Origin of the sequence: Paraburkholderia sp. 32 (assembly GCF_050435345.1) — a bacterium.
Lineage (GTDB): Bacteria > Pseudomonadota > Gammaproteobacteria > Burkholderiales > Burkholderiaceae > Paraburkholderia > Paraburkholderia tuberum.
Genome location: NZ_JBNDKD010000002.1, coordinates 1,556,453 through 1,581,854 on the forward strand (window position 1 = coordinate 1,556,453; position 25,402 = coordinate 1,581,854).

General features: G+C 61.9%; 15 protein-coding genes and 1 pseudogene. 6 read left to right on the forward strand and 10 right to left on the reverse strand.

The genetic code is table 11. From position 1 onward, the window contains the following. Positions 1-45: 45 nt before the first annotated feature. The gene (locus OKW26_RS22505; protein WP_429355217.1) at positions 46-1,665 is read right to left on the reverse strand and encodes a methyl-accepting chemotaxis protein; all 1,620 of its coding nucleotides are present in this window, start codon (positions 1,663-1,665) and stop codon (positions 46-48) included. A gap of 323 nt (positions 1,666-1,988) precedes the next feature. On the opposite strand from OKW26_RS22505, the gene OKW26_RS22510 reads away from it, so the two are divergent. From OKW26_RS22510 to OKW26_RS22520, 3 genes are all read left to right on the forward strand, one after another. Continuing rightward, positions 1,989-2,363, forward strand: coding sequence for a hypothetical protein (locus OKW26_RS22510; RefSeq protein ID WP_090812592.1), 375 nt, complete (start codon positions 1,989-1,991; stop codon positions 2,361-2,363). Positions 2,364-2,585: 222 nt separating this feature from the next. Then, positions 2,586-2,984, forward strand: coding sequence for a GFA family protein (locus tag OKW26_RS22515; RefSeq protein ID WP_090812593.1), 399 nt, complete (start codon positions 2,586-2,588; stop codon positions 2,982-2,984). Positions 2,985-3,230: 246 nt separating this feature from the next. After that, the gene (locus OKW26_RS22520; RefSeq protein ID WP_429355218.1) at positions 3,231-4,667 is read left to right on the forward strand and encodes an IS1182 family transposase; all 1,437 of its coding nucleotides are present in this window, start codon (positions 3,231-3,233) and stop codon (positions 4,665-4,667) included. A 214-nt stretch (positions 4,668-4,881) separates the two neighbouring features. Here the strand turns inward: OKW26_RS22520 and OKW26_RS22525 are convergent, their stop codons facing one another. Then, positions 4,882-5,073 (reverse strand): hypothetical protein, encoded by a 192-nt coding sequence (locus OKW26_RS22525; RefSeq protein ID WP_090812205.1) that lies wholly within the window; start codon positions 5,071-5,073, stop codon positions 4,882-4,884. Positions 5,074-5,207: 134 nt separating this feature from the next. Between OKW26_RS22525 and OKW26_RS22530 the strand changes: the two genes are divergently transcribed. Next, a complete protein-coding gene (locus OKW26_RS22530; protein ID WP_429355219.1) occupies positions 5,208-7,028 on the forward strand; it encodes an ABC transporter transmembrane domain-containing protein in 1,821 nt (606 codons plus the stop codon). A 503-nt stretch (positions 7,029-7,531) separates the two neighbouring features. Here the strand turns inward: OKW26_RS22530 and OKW26_RS22535 are convergent. Continuing rightward, entirely contained in the window at positions 7,532-8,668 is a 1,137-nt protein-coding gene (locus tag OKW26_RS22535) for an IS110 family transposase (RefSeq protein ID WP_429355220.1), read from the reverse strand. 270 nt (positions 8,669-8,938) lie between these two features. Next, positions 8,939-14,363 (reverse strand): annotated as a pseudogene (locus OKW26_RS22540) (AAA family ATPase). Positions 14,364-15,208: 845 nt separating this feature from the next. Between OKW26_RS22540 and OKW26_RS22545 the strand changes: the two are divergent. Next, complete coding sequence (locus OKW26_RS22545; protein WP_429355221.1) at positions 15,209-16,777, forward strand: tetratricopeptide repeat protein; 1,569 nt, start codon at positions 15,209-15,211, stop codon at positions 16,775-16,777. Positions 16,778-16,961: 184 nt separating this feature from the next. Here the strand turns inward: OKW26_RS22545 and OKW26_RS22550 are convergent, their stop codons facing one another. Beyond that, entirely contained in the window at positions 16,962-18,122 is a 1,161-nt protein-coding gene (locus OKW26_RS22550; protein ID WP_429353579.1) for an IS30 family transposase, read from the reverse strand. A gap of 630 nt (positions 18,123-18,752) precedes the next feature. Between OKW26_RS22550 and OKW26_RS22555 the strand changes: the two genes are divergently transcribed. Beyond that, positions 18,753-21,932, forward strand: coding sequence for a bifunctional diguanylate cyclase/phosphodiesterase (locus tag OKW26_RS22555; protein WP_090812208.1), 3,180 nt, complete (start codon positions 18,753-18,755; stop codon positions 21,930-21,932). 701 nt (positions 21,933-22,633) lie between these two features. Here the strand turns inward: OKW26_RS22555 and OKW26_RS22560 are convergent. The 5 genes from OKW26_RS22560 to OKW26_RS22580 form a co-directional block, all read right to left on the reverse strand. Next, entirely contained in the window at positions 22,634-22,816 is a 183-nt protein-coding gene (locus tag OKW26_RS22560) for a hypothetical protein (protein ID WP_184070394.1), read from the reverse strand. 115 nt (positions 22,817-22,931) lie between these two features. Continuing rightward, entirely contained in the window at positions 22,932-23,324 is a 393-nt protein-coding gene (locus OKW26_RS22565) for a RidA family protein (protein ID WP_429355222.1), read from the reverse strand. Between the two features lie 42 nt (positions 23,325-23,366). Continuing rightward, positions 23,367-24,191, reverse strand: coding sequence for an isocitrate lyase/PEP mutase family protein (locus OKW26_RS22570; RefSeq protein WP_429355223.1), 825 nt, complete (start codon positions 24,189-24,191; stop codon positions 23,367-23,369). Positions 24,192-24,240: 49 nt separating this feature from the next. Then, entirely contained in the window at positions 24,241-24,777 is a 537-nt protein-coding gene (locus tag OKW26_RS22575; RefSeq protein WP_429355224.1) for a carboxymuconolactone decarboxylase family protein, read from the reverse strand. A gap of 188 nt (positions 24,778-24,965) precedes the next feature. Continuing rightward, the coding region (locus OKW26_RS22580) for a helix-turn-helix transcriptional regulator (RefSeq protein ID WP_429355225.1) at positions 24,966-25,402 on the reverse strand (437 nt) is incomplete at its 5' end.

Sequence of the window (25,402 nt, forward strand, 5' to 3'; positions counted from 1 at the left end):
GTGCCATGAAACGCGAGGTTCGCCGCGAGATTGCGGTGCGCGTCCTTACGCGAACACTGCGCGGTGCTGCGCCGAAGCCGGCGCGAGCTGTGCACCGCCGTTAGCGTCAGCGTCGCCCACCTGAAACGCCGCGGCCGCGCGTTGCAGACTCATCGCCTGCTCCTTCAGCGACTGTGCCGCGGCCGCCGCCTGCTCGACGAGCGCCGCGTTCTGCTGCGTCATGCTGTCCATCTGCGTGACCGCGAGATTCACTTGGTCGATGCCGGCGCTCTGTTCCGCCGCGGCCGCGGCGATTTCCTGCACGACACCGGTCACACGCATGATCGCGTCGCGCGCTTCGTCAATCGTCGAGCCGGTGTTTTCGACCAGCGTTGCACCACTGCCGACGCTGCCCACCGCATGACTGATCAGCTCGCGAATTTCCTTCGCCGCGGTCGCGCTACGCTGCGCGAGGCTGCGCACCTCGCTCGCGACGACTGCGAAGCCGCGGCCTTGCTCGCCCGCGCGTGCTGCCTCAACCGCAGCATTCAGCGCGAGGATGTTGGTCTGGAATGCGATGCCCTCGATCGTCGCGATGATCTCGACCATGCGACCCGATTCGTTCGAGACCCCCTTCATCGCCGCGACGGCCTGCGTGACCATGTCGCCGCCGCGGTTCGCGATTTTCGCGGCGCCGGCCGCAAGCTCGCTGGCAGTGCGCGCGTTGTCTGCAGTCTGGCGGACCATCGCCGTCATCTGCTCCATGCTCGACGCCGTTTCCTGCAACGACGCCGCCTGGCTCTCGGTGCGCGACGACAGGTCCGCGTTGCCGTTCGCGATCTCGTTCGCGCCGCACGCGACGTTGTCGGACGCATGCTTGATCTGGCAGATGGTATCCGTCAACGCGTCGCGCATCCGCTGCATTACGTGTAGGAGGCTCGACGTGTCGCCGTTGCGCGTGCGGATCGCCACTGTCAGGTCGCCCGATGCGATCGCGTCCGCCACGTTCGCCGCGTAGGCCGGATCGCCGCCGACCATGCGCGCGATGCTGCGGTTCGTCACCGCGACGAGCGTCACGAGGACCGCGGACACGGCCACGAAGATCGCGCCGATCAGCCACAACGACGCCATGAACGCAGCGTCGATGTCGTCAACATAGGCGCCGGTTGCGATGATCCAATCCCACGGCGCATAGCGCACCACGTAGCCGATCTTGCCGACCGCCTGTGTCGACGCCGCGCCTGAATGCGGGAACACGTAGTCGACGAAGCCGCCGTCCGGCGCCTGTGCGGTCGACGCGAACGTCACGTAATGGTGACGGCCGTCGGCATCGGCGCTGCCCGCGAGATCCTTGCTTTCGAGTGCCGGCTTGATCGGATGCATTACCATCTGCGGCTTCGAATTGATCACGAGGAAGTAGCCGTCTTCGCCGTAGCGGACGCCGCGCAGGCGTTCGAGTGCCTCCTTGCGGGCATCCGCCTCCGGCAACGCGCCGCTTTGCGCCAGCGCCGCATACTCCGTCACGATGCTGAGTCCGACGTGCGCGATGTTCGTGAGGTCGTGCTTACGTTCTTCGATGCGCGTCTCGCGCGACTGCCACGCCGCCGATACGGAGACAGCGAGCAACGCGACGAGGCTGATGATCAACGGCAGCCAAAGCTTCTGCGTAAAACTGAGCTTGTGCATCCTGAGTCCTCGTGCAAATGAATGGAAACCGCGCAGGGCTGCCGTGCGAAGTGGCATGTGTATGGGCGCGCCGTGTGGCGCCGGCGGACTGTCCGGCGGCCATCCGGTGGTTCCTGCTCGAGTTATCGGCGGATACGAGCGAAAGTTTCATCCCGTGAAACCCTCGGTTACCACCTTGCCAAGGCGTATCGGAGGGCCCTTGTGCGTCGGCTCCCACGGAGCGTCATCAGGCACCAGCCGGCCAGAAGCGGGCACTCGACCGAGGCTGCCAGATCGCTGACGATGCTGCTTTGCAGACTAACTGCGAGTTCGGGGACATAGATATGGGATACGACGTCCACATCACCCGCAAGGAAAATTGGTTTGACGAAAGCGGACTCAAAATTGGTATCGACGAGTGGAAGGCACTCGTTCAGTCCGACCCAGATATGCGTCTCGACGGTTATGCGAGTGCGATCGTTGGCGACGCCAACGTCCTGCGGATAGATAGCGAGGGATTGGCCGTCTGGACAGCCCATGCCGGAACCGCTGTAAGTGGGAACATGGCATGGTTTGATTTCCGGCAAGGCAATGTAGTAGTCAAGAATCCTGACGTCGCGATTCTCGGCAAGATGTGGCAGTTAGCACGGAAGCTCGAAGCAAAGGTACAAGGCGACGAGTGTGAAGTCTACGGCGCAGATGGCCGCGTTATTGGTTAGTTAGTCGTCACCGCTCGGCCAGGAACGGCCATTCGAACTGGTAGCCGAAAGCGGTCAGTCGCCGTTACACTCGGAAAGGAAACAGCCGACCGAGGCGCTATCCCCTAGTTCGAGCGCCACCTGCGCTATCGACCCTGCGAGATCTTCAGCCCGGACCTCTACAATTGGGCGGGCGCATACGATCGTTGCGCTGCGGGCGACTGTCACGCCACGGAGGGAGCAATGCTCAAAGGTCGCTGTTTTTGCGGAGAAGTCCGTTATGAAGTGTTGGATACACCCTTCAACTCCACAGTTTGTCACTGCGCAGACTGTCGCCGCGCATCTGCGGCCCCGTTCGTCGCCTGGTTTAGCGTCAAGCGATCCGAGTTTCGGTTCGTCCATGGCGAACCAAGGAGCTTCGCATGCAGTAAAGCGGTTTTGCGAACTTTCTGCCCGGACTGTGGCACGCAATTGACCTATCAACACGACGATTTCCCCGACGAGATTGACATTACGACATGCAGTCTCGACGTGCCGGACCTGGTTCCTCCTGAGCATCACACTTGGACATCGAGCAAGTTACCGTGGGTTCATGTACCTGACGCCCTGCCGAAACACGAGGGCAGCTACTCCAAGGGCTGAATTCAAATGGCAGGGCTGCACCTTTGTGATGGTTACCGAAACGAGTTGCGCGCGGCCCGGGCCGCCACCTAGTGGTTGGCTCATGCTCAGACACACAAGGCTCGCAGGAAGACGGTTCTTCGTGGCTTTTATCCTCGAACGTTGAACGGCCGCTTTCGGCAATGGGTAACGTCAGCTCTGGGTCGAGGCTGTGTGGAAACACGTTGATCGCCTATGGTTAGTCAACACGTTTTCCAATGGTGGCCCATGAAGCGATACATCGAAAGCGCGGCGCGAGAGCAAGTCGCGTTGCTGCCTGAGTCTCTCGACGATTACGTCGACGCCGAGAACCCTGTCCGCGTGATTGACGTCTTTGTCGACGAGCTTGATCTGGTGAGTCTTGGCTTCGAACGTGCTGCACCAGCTTTAACCGGTCGACCTGCATATCACCCATCGACCTTGCTTAAGCTGTACATCTATGGGTACCTGAACCGGCTTCAATCGAGTCGTCGTCTTGAGCGCGAAACACAGCGCAATCTTGAACTGATCTGGCTGACGGGCCAGTTGACGCCGGACTTCAAAACCATCGCTGACTTCCGCAAAGACAACGGCAACGCGATCCGCAAAGTCTGCCGGGAGTTTGTGATGCTTTGCCGGCAACTGAAGCTGTTCTCAGATGCCACCGTTGCCATCGATGGAAGCAAGTTCAAAGCGGTCAACAACCGCGACAAGAACTTCACGGACCACAAGCTCAAGGCTCGCATGGAACAACTCGAGCAAAGTATCGGCCGTTACATGGATAAACTGGATCGGGCCGATCGTGAGCCAGCGAGCCTACCGGAGGGACGCGTCCCGCACCTGAAAGAAAAGATATTTAAGATCAAGGCGCAGATGCAGAAACGCGGCGAGATCGAAACGCGCATGCGTGCAGCTCCAGACGGCCAGATCTCGCTAACTGATCCGGATGCGCGCTCAATGGCAACCAGCGGTCGTGGCACAGGAATGGTCGGCTATAACGTGCAGACCGCTGTAGATCTCAAGAACCACATGATCGTTGCGCATGAGGTCGTCAATGTCGGCCACGATCGTTCCCAGCTAGCCGCGATGGCCAAACTGGCGCGAGATGCGATTGGTGAAAATCAGCTAACCGCATTTGCTGATCGTGGTTACTACAAGAGTGAGGAAATTCTGCGATGCGAGCAGGACGGAATCAAGACGCTGGTCCCGAAGCCGCTGACCTCAAACAGCAAGGCCGAGGGTCGCTTTGATAAACGGGACTTCGTCTATATCGAATCCGACGACGCGTATCGTTGCCCGGCGGGAGAGCGGGCCATTTGGCGCTTCACGACCGTTGAGGCCGGCCTGACGATCCATAAATACTGGCCGTCAGCGTGTCCGAAATGCCAACTGAAACCGCAGTGCACGCCGAGTCCGTACCGAAGAGTCACGCGGTGGGAACATGAGAACGTACTTGAAGAAATGCAGCGCCGACTCGATCAGACGCCGGACGCCGCGAGGCTGAGACGACAGACGGTCGAGCATCCGTTCGGAACGCTCAAGTTCTGGATGGGCTCTGTGCACTTTCTGACAAAGACGCTGTCACGTGTTCGAACCGAGATGAGCCTTCACGTATTAGCCTACAACCTCAAGCGAGCGATGAATATCCTGGGTACGAAGGCATTGATGGAGGCGATGAGGGCGTGAGAACGCCCATCGCCGCGCTACCAATTGAAAAGCTGCGAAGTTCTTTCCTTCGATCGCGTTTTACCCCAACTTCTCGCTGCTACCCGCGGAACGTTTTCACACAGCCTCGGTCGGGTCGTGCCGCTCGCAGACACGCTATGACCGGCCCGGCTCGGCGATTAACGTTTGCTCCCGACTCGGCAATCGCGACCGGCGCATTTCGTATCAAGCCATCTTAGCGACGGCCACTGCGGGCCCACACGTAGCGTACCCAACGTTGCCATCGACCCTGTTGCGCAGCGGTAGTATTACGCTTTACCTGCTCTTCGCGGTCGCGCTCGACGCTCTTCTGTACCTGTTCGTGGATCTGGCGCAACGTCAAGCCACCGGGTCCTTTCAGTTCGTCCGAATCGGATTTGTCTGTCATGGCAATGGCTCATTCCTGAGAAGATCGATTTGATCTTGATACATATGGGGAGTCGCGGCAAGCACGCGACCGCTGCCTTCGAATCTGTAGGACTGGCACAATCGAGATGAACTTCTACCCGCTCGGGAATCCTCATGCCAGACGCTGTCCCGCCTTCGCCGCCTTCGCGGACTATAGGCCCCCTGTTTGCCCTGTTTCCCTTCATGCGCCCGTATGCCGGGCGCTGGGCGCTCGCGTTCCTGGCGCTGGTGACGTCGGCGGCCGCCACACTGGCGTTGCCGGTGGCGTTCAAATACCTGATTGACCGTGGCTTTGCTGCGGGTGACCGTACGCATATCGATCGCTATTTCCTCGCGTTATTCGCCGTTTCGCTGGTACTGGCCGGCGCCACGGCACTGCGCTTCTACCTCGTGTCGTGGCTGGGCGAGCGGGTCACGGCCGATTTGCGAAGTGCGGTCTACGACCACGTGCTGGAGATGAGCCCGCAGTTCTTCGAAACCACGCAGACCGGAGAGGTGCTGTCGCGGCTCACCACCGACACCACCTTGATTCAGACGGTGGTGGGCACCAGCCTGTCGCTGGGGTTACGCAACTTCTTCCTGCTTACCGGTGGCGTGGCGATGCTGGCAGTGACCAGCCCTGTGCTGTCAGGCTACATCATCGCCACGCTGGCGGTGGTGGTCGCTCCCATCGTTGTCTTCGGTCGGCGCGTGCGCCGCCTCTCGCGCGCCAGCCAGGACAAGGTAGCGAACGCGAGCGCGCTGGCGGGCGAGGTCCTCAATGCCATGCCGACCGTCCAGTCGTACACGCAGGAGTCCTTTGAGGCGCGGCGGTTTGCCGGCGCGGTGGAGGTGGCCTTTGAGACCGCGCTCAAGCGCATTCGGGCGCGTGCCTGGTTGACCGCCGTGGTTATCGTGCTGGTATTCGCCGCCGTCGTGTTCGTCCTCTGGCTTGGGGCGCAGGCTGTGCTAGCCGGGCGGATGACGGCTGGCCAGTTGTCCCAGTTCATCCTCTATGCGGTGTTCACCGCCGGGGCCGTGGGCGCTGTCGCCGAAGTGTGGGGCGATCTGCAGCGGGCTGCCGGCGCTACCGAACGTTTATTGCAACTGCTGGCGGCACGCTCGCCGGTGGCGCAGGCCGAGGCCACGGTCACGCTGCCGGCGCGCGGGGACGGCATCCGCTTCGACAATGTTAGCTTTTCGTATCCGTCCCGCCCCGGCATCGCTGCACTCGCCGGGCTCTCGCTCGACGTCCGCGCGGGCGAACATGTCGCGCTGGTTGGACCGTCCGGCGCCGGCAAAACCACGCTGTTCCAACTGCTGCTGCGCTTTTACGACCCACAGGCCGGCAGCATTCTGATCAACGGTGTCCCGACGCGGCAGGTGCCGCTCGTCGAGTTGCGCAGGGGAATTGGGGTAGTGCTGCAGGAATCGGTGATCTTTTCGGGCAGCGTGCTCGACAACATCCGCTACGGCGCGCCCGACGCCACACTCCCGCAAGTACAGCGGGCTGCCGAAATGGCCGCTGCGGCCGGCTTTATCGAAGCACTGCCGCAAGGCTACGACACGTTTCTAGGCGAGCGCGGAGTACGGCTGTCTGGCGGACAGCGCCAACGCATTGCGATCGCCCGCGCGATCCTGAAGAATCCGCCCATCCTGCTGCTGGACGAGGCCACCAGCGCACTCGACGCTGCCAGCGAACGCCTCGTCCAAAAGGCGCTGGACAATGCCGCGCAGAACCGCACCACGCTGGTCATCGCGCACCGCCTCGCGACCGTACAGCAAGCGGATAGCATCGTCGTGCTGGAGCAAGGCCGCATCGTCGCGCAGGGCCGCCACGCCGACTTGCTTTTGAGTTCGCCGCTTTATGCCCAGCTTGCCGCCCTGCAGTTTGGCGAGCAGGTTGCGCATACGGGACAGCGCGACGCTGAGTGCGATCGGGTCGACTCGGCGTGAAGACACGATCCAGGTCGGCACGGGCAACCGCAGGGCTCCCAACGGATCGACATGACGCGGTAGCGTAACGCAATAAGCGGCCAACTGCGGCCGCTCGCTCGAGCTCTCATACGGACGTTCAAACGTCGGCTTCTATGGGGACTTGTATGTCAAGCCGTTTTTGATCACGTGAAGGGCTTGGATTTCATGGTGGCTCCTGTAGGTTGTTGAGCGCGTGATGCCTTGGCGCGACATGGCTGTGCCATCCTGGTCCGGGGTCGGGGTGTGATGAGCGTTCGAGCCAGTGCCCGAACGAACTTCTATCCGTGCAGGGCGCCAACACCCTGCACCTCATGCAGCATGCGCGCAAGGCGCGCTGGCAAACCCCGGTTATGGGCGCGCCCCATCTCTGCGAGACGGTCACGGGGTGCCGTGACCCGCCGACGTTCCGGGCGCGTCGACCCTGGATCATGATGACGTGTTGCGTGCGAAGGCGTTGCGTGGTACCCGTGCTGCCCGGAATTTCAGGCAGCTGCCGGCTTGAGCGAGGCTCCGGCCGGAATCTCGCCGTGCTCGAGGTAGTGCCACAGCGCGATAGCCAGGCGCCGCGCCAACGCCACGATGCCCACGCGCCGCATGCGCTTGCCGCCGCCGGCAAAGCGCCGGTTGAACCACTGGGTCAGGAGGCTGTCGGGCTGCAGCTGCAGCCAGCGCCAGGCGAGTTCGACCAGCATCGTGCGCGCTCGCTTGTTGCCCGCCTTGCTGATGCCTTGCTCGATCTGACTGCCGCCACTGTCGTAGGGTGTCGGCGTGAGCCCCAGGCTGCCGGCCAGCTCGCGCCGGTTGGCGAAACGTCGCCAGCCAAACACTTCCTTGACCAGCACCCAGGCGCCCTTGGGGCCGATCGCGCGCAGCCGTGCCATTTGCGCCACCAGCGGATGCTTGCCCTCGGCCAGTTCCTGGCGCCGCGCCGCTTCCAGCACCTTGAGCTGCTGCCTGACCAGCGCCAGCCGCGCGCTCTCGCGCTCGATCTCGCCGCGCAACACCGGCGGCACCTGCTCGCGATGGCGCTCCCACCACGCCGCCCAGTCGCGCCCGCCGACGATGACCGGCACACGCAGGTTGTGCAGCACCAGCAGGGAGCGGATGCGGTTCGTGTGGGCGGTACGCTCCTGGCTCAGCCGGGCCAGTTCACGGTGCGTGCGGCGCGCGTCTTCCTGCTCGGGCGTGGGCTCGTGCACCACCGACCAGATGCGCTCGCCAGCGTGGTGGCGCCTGAGCATCACCAGCAGCTTATCGCCGTCGAGCCGGTCGGTCTTGGCCCGTCTGGCGCGTCGGTTCACTTCGATGCTCGCCGGGTCGACCACGAGGTTGTCAATGCCTTGCCCGCTCAACCAGCGATGCAGCCACCAGCCATCGCGGCCGGCCTCATAGCACGAATGCACCGGGGCCTGCGGTTCGAGCTGGCAGCGCTCCTTGGCGCGGCGCACGCAGTCGAGCACCGCAGCCGTGTCGCCGGCGTGCACGCTGAAACGGCTCGGGCCGCGCCGGCCATCGCTGGCCGTCAACTTCCACGACTTGCCGCCGAGTTCGAAGCTCATGTAGAGCTGGACTTGGATCGCCGTATCATTGCCTTGTGGGACTGTCTGGGTCGCCGACATTTCCGTCTCCTTTGCACAGGGTTGGAAATTCCGTTTTAGCTAAACGGGTCTGGCTTGGGTAGTCCCACATAGCATCTCGGCCTCGACACCGGACCTTCATATGCAGAGCATGTCCGTCGCGTATCTCGCGGCAAGATTCATTGCGTGGTGCGGTATCAACGAGGTAACCCAAACCCAGGAGCCGGATTGGTCGCAACGGTTCATTTCATAACCGCACACCCCGTGGGCGCTTTTTTGTAGCCCCCTCGGGAGCCTTTTCGTTCTGGGCGGCTACGTTGGCACACCCTTATGAACGGGAAGACATACCTTGATCGTGGTGCCGTTTCCCGGTGAACTGACAAGATCGATTTGACCACCCAGCATCAGCACGCGCTCCTTCATCCCCGCCAGCCCGAACGATCTTTTTCTGGTCGCCAGAGGATCGAATCCTTTTCCGTCATCCCGTACTTCCAGCAGACAGGCATCGGGCGTTCGCTCGAGCGTGATGGTCACCTGCATGGCCGCAGCGTGACGGGCAACGTTGGTCAGCGCCTCCTGGGCGACGCGAAACAGCACGATAGCGCGGTCCTCGCCCAGCACGAGAGTCTCGTCCTGCAAGCGGAGGCGACACACCGTGCACGGATTGCGGTTGAATTCGGCAGCGAGCCACTCGAGCGCAGCCACAATGCCCGCGTCTAGTGCTGCAGGGCGTAGCGACGCGATGACGCCCCGGACCACCTGCATGGTGGTGTCTACCAGGGCGGTCAATGCCCGGGCCTGTTCGACGAGCTCAGAGTGACCGTCGCCAAGCTGCATAGCTAGTACCGATGCTCCCATACGAAGCGCGGTGAGGTGTTGTCCCAGTTCGTCGTGCATTTCCCGCGCAATGTGCTTGCGCTCTTCCTCCCGAGCCGTCTCTCGATGGGAAGTGAGTTCCCGCAGCATCTCGTAGGACTCGTGCAAGCGGTGCTCCGCTTCCTTGCGGTCCGTCAGATCGAGCACGAAAGCGACACCCTCGTTTCCGCCCTCCTCGAACGTGGCGACGCCGATCAGCACGGGCACGCGACTGCCGTCTTTCCGGACGTACTCCTTTTCGAACGGTTCCAGGCGCCCAGTCACTTTCTGTTGTGGTATCCATTGACTCAGGTCACGGGCTAGCCATTCCGGTGGCGTGAGGTCCATCCAGCGTAGCCGGCCCGCCATGAGGTCCTCGCGGTCGTAACCCACGATGCGCAGAAACGCGTCGTTGGCCTCGATGATTTTGCCATCGAGATCGTAGATCATGATCCCGATGATGTTGGCCTCTACAAGGCGCCGGATTTTGGCTTCGCGTTGTTCGAGGTCGCGGTACAAGCGGGTATTCTCAAGCGAAGTCGCCGCCTGAGAAGCGAGGAGCCGGAGCACCGTAATCCGGGCCGGCGCGAACACCCGCGTGGTCAGATTGTTTTCGAGGTAAAGCGCGCCTATGAGCCTGGCCTGATTCATCAGGGGCAGGCAGAGAACGGAACGAGCCCTCCGCTGACCGATGTAGGGGTCCCCGGCAAACGATGGCTCGAGCGCGGCATCGTCAAGAACGAGGCTCTCCCGGGTGCGCAGGACGTGATAGAGGACCGACTCCGGCAACACTGCGGTGCTCACTGGTACGTCGCACAGTTCCACATGAGTCGAGTCGACGCGGGTCGTGGCTTCTGCAGCAATGTGCTGCTCACCGCAGCGTGGCAGAATCAACAGGCCGCGCTCGGCGCCGGCCTGTTCAATCGCCGTGCGCATGAGCGTATCGATCAGCTTTTCAAGAACGATCTCACCCGAGACGGCCTGCGACACCTTGATCACGGTCGCGAGGTCGAGGCGGTCGACCGGTGTCCCGATCGTGCCCGTCCCGCTGGGCGCGGACGCTTCCGTCCCAAGGTGCGGATACTTCTCGTCGAGTTGCCGCACCTTCCCTTCGGCGCCCCATCGCTGGTAGCCGTAGCGGGCGTCCTGCCGATACAGGCGGGCAATCTTCTCAAGACCCCGCGCCGCATAAAAGCGGGACGCGAGTTCATTGGCGAGTGCCTCATTGTGAACAAAGCCGTTTGCCTGGGCCGAGCGGATGGCCTTCTCGTAGAGCAGCTCGGCATCGAGCCCGCGGCCCTCCAGGCGAGCGATTTCAGCACCGACCAGCGCAGCACGGTTCTCAAAGTTCTCCGGGCAATTCTTCGCCCAGACCTGCAGTTGCCTGTGATGCGCACGCAGCGCCTCCAGGTGCTGCGGCCGCTCACCCGCCGGTTCACAGTCGCACGAGGCGGCATGCGTCAGCGCGCCGTAAAAGTGATATTCGGCTTCCTCACTGAAAGAAACTGAGGTCCAGAGCAACCGTTGCGCCTTCGATGCGGCGTCCAAAGCCGCCGCATAGTCGCCAGCGATACAGCGTGCCTGCAATTTCCGGATCCAGTACCAACATGCAGCGATCGCCAGGGCCGGGTTGCTGGACAAATGGTCTTCGGTGCGAAGCTCATTGAGCTGTCCGTCGTCAAAGCAACCGAATTTCAGCGTCAGGCCGCGGAGCATCCGGATCAGCGCGAGTTGCGCAGTGATGATGTCAATGACAAGGCCGAACCGCGCCTTCCCGGCGAAAGCAAGGCCATGTTCGGCTTCGCCTTGCACTTCTGGCAGCGGCTCGCCGGCGAAGAGCAGGTCCGAGTTGAGGTTGTTGCACGCGTAGGCCCCGTACGTGAGGTCCCCGATCCGGTTCGCCGCTTCGAACGCGCGGCGCAGCAGGTCAGGGCAGGCTCGCACGTGTTTCTTCCAGCGCACCACGAAAATCGAGAAGGCAAGATATGTCCTCGCCTCGAAGCGCCCGTGTCGTTCGACGAGTTCGTAGCCGAGCTGGCCGAATCGAAATCCAGCCTCGTAGTCGCCGAAACGCGGTCCGGCGATCCTCGCGAGCAGGGCATACGGGACGCATGAAGCATCGCAATGGCCCCGCTCAAGGCTGAGACTGACGGCCTTGCAGATCGTCAGGCAAGCCAGGTTCTCATCCGTAAACAAGGCCGGCGTCCAGAGTTTAGTCAGAACATCGACGGTCGCGAGGGAAGCCGGGTTCTCCATCAGGGGCCCACCGATAAGTTCCTCGATTGTCCGGCTCCCAAGCCGTGACCAGATGCGCTCATATTCGCGTCGCACCTCGTCATCTTGCGGATGGGGCGACCACTCGATACCGACATGGCGGAGGTAGTCGAGACACACAGCGACCGCGCGCGCGCTTTGATCGAGCGTCGTGTAGACATCCATTTGCAGGCACGCGACGGTAGCTTGTTCGACCGTGGTCGTGGCGCGCTTTGACAGCCCAGCTAACCGCTCCTCTGCAACCGATAACTGGCTGGTCAAAAACTCGCATTCGTCCCGGTTCAGCTCCAGCGCAAAGATCAACTCATGCCTGCGCTCCCAGCAATCGTCGTTCAATAGTTCCGCACCGATGATGAGATAGGTGAGCGCCGAGGCGTAGGCTGTCGACCCCTTGGCGCGCTGGCCCGCGATCAGGTTGAGCCCGGCCAGTTGCTCCCGTTCCTCTTGTGCGGTAATCAGCTCGGCGCCCCGATTTAGCTGACCCACGATCTCGAAGATCGCCTCGTCCCGTTTCCCGGGGGGCGTCTGCGCGGCGAGCAGCCGTCCAATCCGCAGATGGACCTCGGCGCGCAGTGCTTGCGGGATCAGCGAATAGGCGGCCTCCTGCACCCGGTCGTGGATGAATTTGTACGAGCCCTCCGCCCGCTCAAGAAGTTCCTGACGCATCGCCTCCCACAGCGCCGCGTGGACATGCGCCTCTGAGATGCCGAGAACGATCGACAGCGATGCGATCTCCGCGACGTTCCCCAGGCAGGCGAGCTGCTGTAACGCCTGCTGCGTTTCAGCCGGCAGGGCGGGTCAGCTTGCCGACCATCAGATCGACCACATTGTCGGTGTAACCCTTCGCATGGATGCGATCGAGATCCCAGGACCAGCACCCAGCGTCATGATCGAAAGCGAGTAAATCCTCTTCGGCTAGCGCGTGCAGAAACTGAATCACGAAGAACGGGTTGCCGGCGGTCTTCTCCTGCACGAGCTGCGCCAGGCGGGCGGCGCGTCCCGGCTCGCCGTGAAGGGCCTCCGCAATCAACAGCTCTATGTGCTCACGGGCGAGCGGCGCAAGCCTGATGCCCTCGATCTTCGCGCCGGCGTCCTTAATCGCTTCAATTTTGCGCATCAGCGGATGCGCGGCATCGACCTCGTTGTCGCGATAGGCGCCGATCAGCATCAGGTGTTGCAGATCCGACCGGGTCAGGAGATCCTCCAGCAGGTCGAGCGTCGCCGCGTCGAGCCACTGCAGATCGTCGAGAAACAGTGCCAGCGGATGCACCGGCCGGGCAAAGACGCCGATGAAGCGCCGGAACACGAGCTGGAAACGGCTTTGCGCCTGCTGCGGCTCAAGTTCCAGGACCGGCGGCGGGTCCCCGATGATGAGCTTCAGTTCGGGGATGAGGTCGGTCATGAGCCGTGCATTCGGGCCCAGCGCCTCCAGCAATGCGCCGCGCCAGCTCGCCAGCTCGGTCTCGCGCTTGCCGAGAAGCGGCTGCACCAGGCCTTGAAAAGCCTGCACCAGCGTCGAATAGGGAATGTCGCGCTTGTACTGGTCGAACTTGCCCGAGGCGAATAACCCCCGCGATGGCACCAGCACCTTGTGCAGTTCGTTGACGACCGAGGATTTGCCGATGCCCGAATACCCGGAGACCAGCACCAGTTCTGGCGTGCCGCTCCTGACCACGCGGTCGAACGCGGCGACCAGGGTATCGACCTCGCGCTGCCGCCCGTACAGTTTCTCGGGGATCAGCAGCCGGTCGGGCGTGTCGTGTTCGCCCAGTGGGAACGCATCGATGAGGTGCTTACGCTCCCACCCGGCCAGGCAGCGCTGCAGGTCGCGCTCAACACCGGAGGCAGTCTGGTAGCGCTCTTCGGCGGTCTTGGCGAGCAACTTCATGACGATCTGGGAGACCGGAGCAGGGACCGTCTCCAGGCGCTCGCGTGGCGGCACCGGCTTTCGGGCGATATGGCAGTGCACCCATTCCATGGGGTCTGCGGCCGTAAACGGCAGCGTGCCGGTGAGCATCTGATAGAGCGTGACGCCGAACGAATAGAGGTCGCTGCGGGAGTCGACTGAGCGGTTCATCCGTCCGGTCTGCTCGGGTGCCATGTAGGCGAGGGTGCCTGCGATGGTTTCGGGCGGCGCGAGCGCCTGTCGCTCGCGCGGCAGCCGCGAGGCGATGCCAAAGCCGGTGAACCGCGCCTGTCCATCCGCGCAGTTCACGAGGATATTGGCGGGCTTGAGGTTCTTATGGACGAGGCCGCGCTGGTGGAGTTTGCCCAGCGCCGCGGCGATGCCGACGGCAAGGCGCAAGACACTGCCCACCTCCATGGGCGCGCCAAGCAGCCGCGCGAGCGGCTCACCGCCCGGATCGTCGAGCACCAGCAGAGTCCGGCCGCCTTCGCGCACCAGGTCCCGCGGCCGCACCGCCCACGCGCCGTCGAGGTCGTCCTTCAGTCCGAATTCGTGCGCGAGGCGAGCGAGGCTGGCGGGTGGCGGATGTTCGGCAGCGGGCCGCGCGATCAGTACGTTGTCGTCGCCGCCATCGCCCTGGCGCCGCCCTCGACAGAAGACGCACTCGCCATCGTCCCACAAGATCTGGAGGCTGTTACCCATCGGCGCCGCAACCATAGGTAGGGTTCATCTGCCGCACGCTGCCGTCAGGCTCCTGCCGGTCATGCGGTTAAGAAGGGGACGCCATCATTCGTCTGCCCCAACTGCGCCGGGTGCGCTGAAAAGACGGCATCGCCACGGCCAGCAACGCGTACAGCAGAAAGCTGTCTCGTCAGGATACACCTCGACGACCGCGGCGCCATTGGGATTCGGTCGGAATGCCGGCGGTGAAGCCCTGCACACGCTACTCGGACTGTACCGTCCAAATGGGATGACCAGGCGCCATCGACGTGGCTTCGCCGAAAGGATACGCGCATGAAGCCTGATGAAAAGGCGGAGGGTCACAGACACGGGCGCCTGTTTGGAGCGAACTTCCGCGGCACGGTCTTGGCCGACCTCGGCCAACGATCCGCGACCGTAAGCAAGGCCCGAGAGCGTACCGGGAGTCGCGGCACGGATGACCGTTGTGCTCGCGAAGCTGCCGTTAGCTTGACCAGGTGTCCGACGGCAGAAATGGGTCGTGTGCTGTCGATCGTTGGCTGGCGAGGTTGAACCTGCATATGCAAATTGCATGGGTCGGCACCCGGCCAAAAGCAGCCGCCGGAACCCAACCTGCGACCGTCCGTTCCCCATTCAACATACGACAGCCACTAGGGTTGACCTGTCTTGCGTAGCAATCGGAAAGGAGGATTGCAGGGCTCCGCGTCGCCGGAATCGTCGCTATTTCCATACGCAGAGAACCGACGGCTGCCATTGCTTCGATCTGGAGGCCCGCGTTACGCGACGCCGTACAATGAGGCGTTTCCCCACCCGTCGACAGATCGCATTCTGCGCCGCCCTACATCGCCATGAATCACGACACTGAACACGCTCTCGCTGCCGCGCAAAAGAACCTCATGGCCGGTCAATTCGACGATGCAACGCGTCTGCTGAGCGGTATTCTGGCAAGCGTCCCCGACCACGGTGAAGCTCTTGCGGGCCTCGGTTACATCGCGGCCAAACAGGGCGATCATGCACGTGCAGCGGCGTATCTGATACAGGCATCGGCGCACATGTCCATGTCGGCGGAACACCTGAATTTCGCCGCGCAGGTGTGTCAGTTGGCGCAACGTCACGATGATGCGATAGCGCTGTTCGAGCGCTGCCTGGCCCAGTTTCCAAACCATGCCGCTTCATTGCATGGCGTCGCAATGTCGCTGATACAGCTTGGCGAACCGCAGCGTGCACTCGAAATCCTGGTGCATCTGTGCAAAATCCAGGCACATTCAGCCGAAGCGCATTACAACCGGGGCGCGCTGCTCGGCAAGTTGGAGCGCTATGAGGACGAACTGGATGCCTACCGGCAGGCGATCGCGCTCAAGCCGCGTTTCGTGCGCGCATACGTCAATCTCGGTGTCGCGTTGCGAGATCTGCGACGCTTTGATGAGGCGTTGCTTCAATTCAAGAAGGCGCTTTCGCTCGATCCGAACGACGTCGGCGCCCGCACCAATCGGGCTCAGACGAATTTGCTGCTCGGCGAATTCGAACACGGCTGGCGCGAATATGAATGGCGTTGGCGCGATGGCACCGATAGCCACGGATTTCCGCAGAACACCCTATGGACCGGCACCCAACCGATACGTGACAAGACAATACTCGTTCATCACGAGCAGGGGTTCGGCGACACGCTGCAATTCGTGCGTTTCGTGGATCGACTCAGTGCAGTTGGAGCTCGGGTCGTGTTGCGTGTTCAGGATGCACTGCTGCCGCTTCTCAAGAATTATCAGGGTGCGGCCGAAGTCATCGGCGAGACAGGACAGGTGCCGCATTTCGATTATCACGTTCCGACCCTGAGTCTACCGTTTGCGCTCAAGGTTCGTGCACCCGATCTCGCGGTGACCGGTCCATATATTCACGCAGACGACGCGCTTGTACGTCAATGGGACGATCTGTTTGCAGGCTCTGCTCGACGGCCGAGAGTTGGGATCGTATGGTCGGGAAGCCTGACGCATGTAAATGACTGCAACCGGTCTATGTCACTCAAGCAACTGAAGCCGTTGTTAGATGCCGACGCGGACTTCTTCGCGCTGCAACAGGATGTACGCGACAGTGATCGTACGTGCCTCGCGCAGCTTGAGCAGCGCGCGGTGCTGCGCGATGTTTCCGCGCGGCTCACTACGTTCGCTGAGACGGCTGCGCTGATCGCTCGCCTCGACCTCGTCATCAGCGTCGACACGGCTGTAGCGCATCTGTCGGGGGCGCTCGGCAAGCCCGTATGGATTGCTTTGCCGTTCATGCCGGACTGGAGATGGCAATTCGACAGAAGCGATAGTCCATGGTACGCACAGGCGCACTTGTTTCGACAAACGACGCGAGGTGATTGGACTGGCGTAGTGGCTGCGCTTCGCGCAGAGCTGGACGCATTGCGGGGTGCCTGAGCGACGCCCTACGTACAGCGAGTGCCCGCTCATGTGCTCGCGGGAGTTTGAGCCGCAAATGTGATCGTGTCATCTCCGTCGGGTCGATTACCCGCTTTGAGCGAGCAAAGCGCGTCGAATGGCCGGGTGAAGACACCGGGAAAGATTGTCCGTCGTGTCGAGTGTCCGATCGCAGCTGGCGGATTCAACCGGTCGATGCAATAGTTTGCTGGAACCGTTCGGCAGGCGTTTCGTAGCCCAGTGTCTTTCTCGGACGCTCGTTCAATCGTCTTGCCACGGCATTGAGTTTAGCCTGCGAATACGCTGACAGGTCGGTGCCTTTCGGGAAGTACTGCCTTAACAGCCCGTTTGTATTTTCGTTCGATCCACGTTGCCATGGATGCTGGGGGTCGCAGAAGTAGACCTGGATATCAGTGGCGACGGTGAAGCGTTTGTGCCCGGCCATCTCTGTTCCCCGATCCCATGTCAGCGATCTATAGAGTTCCTGGGGCAACTTGCTGGCATGTTTGATGAGTGCATTGATGACCGTTTCGCTATCCTTGCAGGGGATCCTGACCAGCATGACATAGCGTGTCTGACGCTCGACAAGCGTTGCTATCTGGCTGCTTCCGCTGCCGCACAGCAGATCACCTTCCCAATGCCCGGGTACCGCGCGGTCTTTAACACTCGCGGGGCGTTCGCTGATTGATACGGTGTCCCGAATCCTGCCGTGATCGTCCGTCTTCTGTGTGTGGTGGCGCGACCGGCGCATGGCACGGGTACGCCGTAAATGCACCAGCAACTCCTTCTTCAGGGCACCACGGGCCTGGATGAAGAGACTGCGATAGATCGTCTCGTGAGACACGTGGTGGTCCTCGTCATCTGGATACGCCCGCCTGAGCCATCCGGCAATCTGCTGCGGTGACCACTGTAACTGGAGCTTGCCTGCAACCATCTGCGCCAGCATCCGGTGCTCAACCAGTTTACAGGCTTTGGGACGCTGTGCCCGATCCCATGCAAGCTGATCGGCGTAGGTCGCCCGATAACCGTCTGGTCCGCTGTTACGTTTGATCTCACGACAGATGGTGGAAGGCGCTCGCGAAAGTCGTTTTGCAATTGACTGGATCGAATCGTCAGCCACAAGCCCTCGCGAGATCTCTTCGCGCTCCTCCAGCGTCAACGCCAATCCCGAGCGGTGCCTTTGTGGCGGCTGGATCCCGCCTGTCTCAGCCAGAATCCCCTGAACCGACGAGTGGTTACGATCAAAGAGCTGGGCGATCTTCTGCAGAGATTCGCCGTTGCGCCAACGTTCCCACATCAGCGCTTTCTGCGTCTCACTGTAATAAATCCGGCGTCTCTGCTTCATTTGCAACACTCCTGCTGCTTGCGCAGTCTTCAGTGTGTTGCATCGACCGGTTGAATCCGCCGCTCTCTTACGGACATTCGCTATGGTGACTCGACAGGCGGCTCAGGGTCGCAAGTACTCGTTCGCTTTCCGTGGGACGAGTCATTCGCGACCACCGACCTGTGAATGACAGGAAAGCGCCCCATACCCGTCTGACCAGCACCGATCCTCGAATGACGGCATTGGCCGATGAAGGACCGTCCGTCTTTCACAATCGAACGTCCGGAAGCAGAGGCGGATTCAACGTCCGAATGGTCGCCCCCTTGGCCGCGGAAGCGAAAAAATTCGCATATTGACTGCTGGCCTGCCAAAGGCGCTCGCCATGACAAAGTCCTGGCACCATTGTACGACTGCCCAAAAAGGCACCCTCCTTCGAAATGTTCGCACCGTGTTGTCGCTTTTCTAGCACCGTTATGGGGCGTTTTAAGCAAAGACTAAAGAAGTTCTTCAACCGGTCGATAGCTTGATCAGGGGCTCTTCCCGCCGTGGGACCTGAACCAGAGGTCCGACGTTCCCTGCACGGAGAAACTCAGTGAAACGCCTGGCTTGCCGCACGTGGGACGAAAACTTTGCGATAGAGCGACCACGCCCATGAAACGCAACCTGTTCTTCCGGTTTCTCGGACGTCTCCGCGTCGGCCGAAAGCTGCTGCTGATTTATCTGCTCGACTTGAGCGCAGTCCTTTACATCAGCGGCATCCTGATCCGCGAAAAGTACATCGCAATTGACTTCTCCGACAAGGAGCTGATCGGGAATGCCTACGTCGCGGCCGTGCATGACGCGCTTATCGACTTCGCACTCGCGGGGGCTGGGCAGCCGCAGACTGCGGTCCAATTGAAGAGCACTGCTAGCAGACTCGACGACGCAGAGCGCCGCTTTGGCGCGAACATGCAAAGCGCAGTTATTAACGAACGGGTCCGCGATGCACTCGAAGCAAGTTCGGCGCCGCATGCGAGCGCATCGACGGTGGACCTCGGCCTCGACGCGACGCGCGCACTGGTGACACGGGTCGGTAACCAGTCGAACCTGATTCTGGATCCGGACCTGGACAGCTACTATTCAATGTCACTGTCGATTCTGCGCTACCCGGAGCTGCTCGGCGACGTCAACCGGATCGGCCGCCATCTGCACGATGCCGGCGCGAACCCTCACGCCGCATCGATGAGCCACGATGAGATGCGTACCCGCTACCTCGTGCTGGAGGGACAGCTCGACGCAGTATTGCAGGGGCTGCGCTCGGACTATGCGGAAGCTTCGGCCGCGAACGGCACACTGACCGGCACGATTGGACCGTCGGTCGAACGCATGCTCGCCGCCGTCGAAACGTATCGCCGCATGGCTGGAGCCGCAGTTGACGCTGGCGCGGATGCGGCCGCGCTGAACCGGCTCGATTCCGCACAGCAGCGCCTGGTAACGAGCGTAAGCGACGCGTGGAGTAACACCGGCAGCCAACTCGAAAGTCTTCTGCATAAGCGCGTGCGCGGCCTCTTTGAGCGAATGTGGCTGCACCTTGGAACGGCATTCTTTCTGCTATGCGCGATCCTGAGCATGGTGTACTTCGTCGCGCAGCAGATTTCCCGCCCCTTGCGCCAGCTGGCGCGCGTGATGGATACCGTGCGCCGCACAGGAGACCACTCGCTGCGCGCCAGGTGGCATAGTCAGGACGAGATCGGCCAGCTCGTGAGCGGCTTCAACGACATGCTCGCGCAGCTTGACCGCGAGCGCGTCGTGCAGAAGGAGCTTGCCGCGACAGCGCGTGCGTCGGCCGCGCAATACGCTCTTGTAGAGGCGACTCCAGTGCCGATGGTCGTCACGTCAATCCCGGGGCATGAGATCCTGCACGCAAACCGGCCAGCGCTTGCCTGGCTCAACGGCTGCACGGTAGACCCCTGGGGCTTCGGTCTCGACTCGGAGGTACGCGCGCGGTTTTTCCAGCAACTCTCGGACCGAGATGCCGTAGACGAATTCGAGGTGCGCTGGAAGGCCGGCAGCGAACCTACGTGGGCCATGCTGTCGGCGCGACGCCTCGACTTCCAGGGGCGCGACGCAGTATTGACTGCATTCACTCCAATCAACCAGATCAAGCTGATGGAGCAACGCCTCGAATTGTGGGGCAAGGTGTTCGAGGCATCCTCCGAGGCGATTCTGATTCTGGATGAGCAACGACGGCTCGTCACTGCCAATGCATCGTTCTATCGAGCGACTGGATATTGCGCTGACGACGTGGCGGGCAAGAAGCCTGCTTTCCTCTTTGGAACGCAGGAGCAAGATGACATTTTTCCGGCCGTTATCGATTCTGTCGATCGCCTCAGCGCGTGGCATGGCGAAGCGCAGGTGCGAAGGCGGGCCGGCAACGACTATCCGGCATGGCTAATGGTGAGCGCGGTGCGCGACCGGCGGGCGAACCTGTCGCACTATATCTGCACGTTGATCGACATCACGGACCGCAAGAAGAGCGAGGCGCGCATTCAGTTTCTCGCCGAACATGACGTGCTAACGGAACTGCCGAACCGCGAGCTGTTCATCAAGCGCCTTGGCGTCGCACTCGGCAATGCGCGCCACTCCGGCCAACGCGTCGGCGTGCTCTTCATTGATCTGGACCGGTTCAAGAACATCAATGATTCGCTTGGCCATCACATCGGCGACAACCTGTTGCGCTCGGTCGCGCGGCGCCTTCTGCAAGCCGTGCGCAGCAATGACACCGTCAGCCGCCTCGGTGGCGACGAGTTCACGGTAATCCTCAACGGTGTCAGCAATGTGGCGGATGTTACCCGTGCGATCGAGGATCGTCTGTTGCCGCTCGTTCGTCAGCCGCATGAACTAGGCGGCGCCGCATTGCCGGTGTCATGCAGTGTCGGCGTGGCACTTTTCCCGGACGATGGCGAGGACATCGATACCCTGATGCAGAACGCCGACGCCGCGATGTACCAGGCGAAGGCCGCGGGACGTAACCTCGTCAAGTTCTTCGCACCTGATATGGCCGAACGCGCGCGCTACCGGTTGACGCTCGAAGCGTGCCTGCGCACGGCGATCACCAGGCAGGAGTTCCGGCTTGCGTACCAGCCGTGTGTCGATGCCCGCACGGGCGAACCGGTTGCCGTTGAGGGGCTCTTGCGCTGGAACAGCCCGCAGATCGGCACGGTGTCGCCTGCGCAGTTTATTCCGGTCGCCGAAGACACACGACTCATCATTCCGATCGGTGCCTGGGTAATCGACGAAGCATGCCGACAGGTCGCCGCGTGGGACGCTGGCGGGCTGATGCATTTGCGCGTCTCGATCAACGTGTCTGCGATCCAGCTGCGCGATCCAGACTTGATAAGCTCGCTCGCAGACAGTCTCGAGCGGTACGGCGTGGCTCCCGATCGGCTCGAACTCGAGATCACTGAGACGGTGTTGATGGACAACGCGGAGAACTATCTCACCACGATCCAGGCGATCCGCAAGCTTGGAGTAAAGCTATCCCTCGACGATTTCGGTATCGGTTACTCAAGCCTCAGCTATCTGAACCGATTTCCGCTTGATCGCCTCAAGATCGACCGCGCGTTCGTGCAAGACATGCTCGATGCGCCGGCCGACCTCGCAATTATTCGGGCAATCATCGAGCTCGGCCACGAACTGGGCCTCCGAGTGGTCGCCGAAGGAGTCGAGAGCGAGCATCAGGCTCAGATCCTGCGAAACATTGGTTGCGACGAACTGCAAGGTTTCCTCTTCTCGAAAGCATTGTCGCCTACCGAATTGCGGTCCTGGAGTAGCGTACGCAAGGTGGCTTGAGCGCCGCAGTAGCTTTCTTTCGCGCGATAGTATTCTCCGGGGCTGGAGCGGCCGAGCATGATCACAACTGGCTGCACTCGGACCCTCAAGCGACCTCCGAAAAACCTCGACCAACGGCGGAAATTAACGGATGAACCGTCATTCATTGGATACCGTCGACCGTCCTTCTGTGGCCGGTTGCACTCACAAGGCTGCGACGCCGCTAAACTGCCTTAGGCGCAGCGAATGCTTCTGAACGTCGGCTTATGGTGCTGACGGGTGAACGCGTACAGTCGGCCAGGAAGAGACCTTCTTCCTAAGCGTCGCGAAGACATTCAGACGGCGGTTCCATTCAGATAACGGTCATTGACGAACACGACACGTAAGCTCAGCAGGCCTCCGAATTTCACGATAAACCCATCGGTGTCGTATCGGATTCCACGCGCGAAGATGCAGGAGACGTCCGCGGATCGCGGTGACTATGCAGCACGTCGTGCTCACCCGCGTATTCGAACCCGGCTGCGCCCGATGATCGACGATTACGTAATGGCCGCCCGGCATCAACACGCGAAAAACGGCGTCGTTGAATGCATGAACGTCGACGGGGACCATCTTTGGCGTGTGGAGATCGTGGTAGTTCCGCGCGATGCAAAACGCGTAGATCTGTTCCGTCGGGCGCCCGCTTTTTCGGCAATCCCTGTCAGCAGCACGGCATTGTGCCGCTACCGCGCGAACTGTTCGACCTCCGACTGTCCCGCCTCGATGCGCTCGATCTTTGTCAGCTCGGCGGGAATCGCGGCGAATACGCGTCCGTGGTCTCCGGCCAGTGACGCGAACAAGCGAGTGAAATATCCGCGATACGGCAGAAAGATCGCCTGGCCCGATGTCGATGAAGCGAAGCACATCGGCGACGCGATCTCGCCCGTCGCGGGCGCGATCGCGGTGAGGCCGTGTGTTATCGGTGAGTGCCGCTTCGATCTGTGCGTCGGTCGAGCGTGCCATGGTCGTGCGCAACACGGCTCAAACCGCTGCAATGCAATCTATCTCGATATCGAAACGTCCGGGCCATGCGGGCACGTTCACGAAGATCCGTGCCGGTGGCCGGGGGCCAAAGAATCGTGCATAGATTTCATTGACGATCGGGAACATCTCGACGGATGTGCAGTAGACGTTGCACTTGAGCACCTGGTCGAGCGACGATCCGCCGGTCTCGACGCAGAGCTTCAGTTGCTCCAGCACGCGTCGAGTTTGCTGTTCGATCGGCGCATCCAGCACTTCGCCGGTCTGCGGATCGAATGGCGGCAAGCCCGACACGTAAAGCGTGTCGCCGTGACGCGTGGCAACGGAGGTGGGTGCCTTCCAACGCTCGAGCCAGTTGGACAATGGTTCGACACGGATGATTTCGCGAGCCATGTGTTTCTCCTTGAGTGACGGGATCGATGTTAATGGCGCGCGTCAAGCGTCGCCAGCGAACAGTGCATTGAGATCCGAAGCCGGTGGGGCATCTGCGAAGCCGTCGAAGCGTCCGTCCGAAAGCGCCTGGGCGGAGCGCATGAGGCCGCCCCAGGCGCTCCGCGCGAGTGCGCCGCCCACGCTGACGCGCCGCACGCCCAGCGCTGCCAGTTCTGGCAATGTCAGGACCGGGTTCGCGCCAATCAGTACGTTCACCGGTTTGGGCGAGACCGCCGCGACGACGGCCTCGATCTCTTCGCGCGTCCGGATACCCGGCGCGTACAGGCAGTCCGCGCCGGCCGCTGCGTAAGCCTTCAGACGCTCGAGCGTGTCGTTCAGGTCGGGCACACCAACGAAAAAATTCTCCGCGCGGCCGATCAGCAGCGTATCGCCACCGCTATCGTCGATCGCTTGCCGCGCCGCTGCGAGCCGCGCCACGGCGATCTCTATCGGCAACAGAGGCGCGGCGGCATCGCCGGTCGCATCTTCGATCGACAGGCCAGCCACGCCGGTGGCGACCGCGAGTTTCACGCTCTCGGCAACGCCGGCCGCATCGTCGGCAAAGCCGCTTTCGAAATCTGCATTGACCGGCAGATCGGTGGCCTCGACCATCGCGCGCAAGTGCGCGAGGATGTCGTCGCGGCTCGCCTGGTTGTCGGCGCGGCCGGTCGACCACGCATAGCCGGAACTCGTGGTCGCGATAGCCTGGAAGCCGAGGCTCGTGAGATAACGTGCGCTGCCGGCGTCCCAAGGGTTCGGCAGCGTGAAACAACCGGATTCGTGTAGCGCCCGGAATGTGGCGCGCTTTTCGGCAGTGGTGCGTGGCATGGCAGAACTCCCGGAAGAGGGGGAAGCCCTTGCGGGCTTCCGAACGCGTTCAGGCGATTTCCGTTTCGACCACCGGGAAGTCGATCTCCGTGTCGAACACATTATTGACGAAATTCGTCAGCATGAACTGCGCACTCAGCGCGATGATCTCGACGATATTGGCATCGCTGTACCCGGCGGCTCGCATCACGTCGAGGTCCCCCGTCGCTACTTTGCCGCGCGTTTGCATCAGCTTGCGCGCGAACGCTACCGCGGCCGCCACGCGGGGCACGTCCGAGTCCCCGAGTCTGTTGCGGCGAATCTCATCGCTGGAAAGGCCGGCAAACTCGGTGGCTGCGTAGGTGTGGGCGCTGAGGCAGTACTGGCAGCCGTTGACCTGCGACACGGCCAGTGCAATGCCGTCGCGCGTCTTGATGTCGAGTGTTTTGGAGAGAGCGCCCTGCAGGCCGGCCCACCCGTTCAGCGCCTGGGGGCTTTGTGCCATGATGCGGAACAGGTTGGGCGTGAGCTTGAGTTGCCGCGACACGGCGTCGACGACGGCCTTGGACTCGGCGGGAATATTCTGCGGAATAGCGATGCGGCTCATAGTACTGCTCCTTGGGTTCGGTTCGAACTGCGGATGATGGCTGCGGGAACAGGTGTTCCTGCATTGAGAAGCAGTCTAGGAGCGATCACCGCGCACAGGATCCGGCAAATGTGCGCAAAAGTCCGGCTCGTGGGTCGCCACTCGGCGCTTCGGGCGTCGAGCGGGCGAGTCAATCCGCGCGGTGCGGATCAGGATGAGGATGGTGTTGCTCGATACTCGGCGGGCGCCGCGCCATAAATTTCGCGGAAGGCGCGTATGAAAGCTCCGCGGCTCGCGTAGCCGGCGTTGTGCGCCACCTGGTCGAGCGCGAGATCCCCGGCGCGCAACTGGGCGGCGGCCTGGCGCATTCGGATGTCGCGAAGCACCTGCATCGGCGCCTGGCCGAAGGCCGCCGAGAAGCGCGCCATGAACGCGGAGCGGCTCAGACAGGCGATCTGGGCAAGACTTTCGACGGTGTGCGGCGCGGAAGGCCTCGCGGTCATGTCGGCGAACGCGCGCGCGATCTGGGGATCACCGAGCAATGCGAAACGTTCCATCCACAGCGCGCTGGTTTTAAGCGAGCGGCGCACGAGCGCAACGATCACCTGCTTGAGCAGCGCGCCCGACATCGCACCGGCGCCGATTT

Bases quoted from the DNA above. Each gene is read 5' to 3' on its own strand.
- OKW26_RS22505 (WP_429355217.1), bottom strand. From the start codon at position 1,665: ATGCACAAGCTCAGTTTTACGCAGAAGCTTTGGCTGCCGTTGATCATC.
- OKW26_RS22510 (WP_090812592.1), top strand. From the start codon at position 1,989: ATGGGATACGACGTCCACATCACCCGCAAGGAAAATTGGTTTGACGAA.
- OKW26_RS22515 (WP_090812593.1), top strand. From the start codon at position 2,586: ATGCTCAAAGGTCGCTGTTTTTGCGGAGAAGTCCGTTATGAAGTGTTG.
- OKW26_RS22520 (WP_429355218.1), top strand. From the start codon at position 3,231: ATGAAGCGATACATCGAAAGCGCGGCGCGAGAGCAAGTCGCGTTGCTG.
- OKW26_RS22525 (WP_090812205.1), bottom strand. From the start codon at position 5,073: ATGACAGACAAATCCGATTCGGACGAACTGAAAGGACCCGGTGGCTTG.
- OKW26_RS22530 (WP_429355219.1), top strand. From the start codon at position 5,208: ATGCCAGACGCTGTCCCGCCTTCGCCGCCTTCGCGGACTATAGGCCCC.
- OKW26_RS22535 (WP_429355220.1), bottom strand. From the start codon at position 8,668: ATGTCGGCGACCCAGACAGTCCCACAAGGCAATGATACGGCGATCCAA.
- OKW26_RS22545 (WP_429355221.1), top strand. From the start codon at position 15,209: ATGAATCACGACACTGAACACGCTCTCGCTGCCGCGCAAAAGAACCTC.
- OKW26_RS22550 (WP_429353579.1), bottom strand. From the start codon at position 18,122: ATGAAGCAGAGACGCCGGATTTATTACAGTGAGACGCAGAAAGCGCTG.
- OKW26_RS22555 (WP_090812208.1), top strand. From the start codon at position 18,753: ATGAAACGCAACCTGTTCTTCCGGTTTCTCGGACGTCTCCGCGTCGGC.
- OKW26_RS22560 (WP_184070394.1), bottom strand. From the start codon at position 22,816: ATGTGCTTCGCTTCATCGACATCGGGCCAGGCGATCTTTCTGCCGTAT.
- OKW26_RS22565 (WP_429355222.1), bottom strand. From the start codon at position 23,324: ATGGCTCGCGAAATCATCCGTGTCGAACCATTGTCCAACTGGCTCGAG.
- OKW26_RS22570 (WP_429355223.1), bottom strand. From the start codon at position 24,191: ATGCCACGCACCACTGCCGAAAAGCGCGCCACATTCCGGGCGCTACAC.
- OKW26_RS22575 (WP_429355224.1), bottom strand. From the start codon at position 24,777: ATGAGCCGCATCGCTATTCCGCAGAATATTCCCGCCGAGTCCAAGGCC.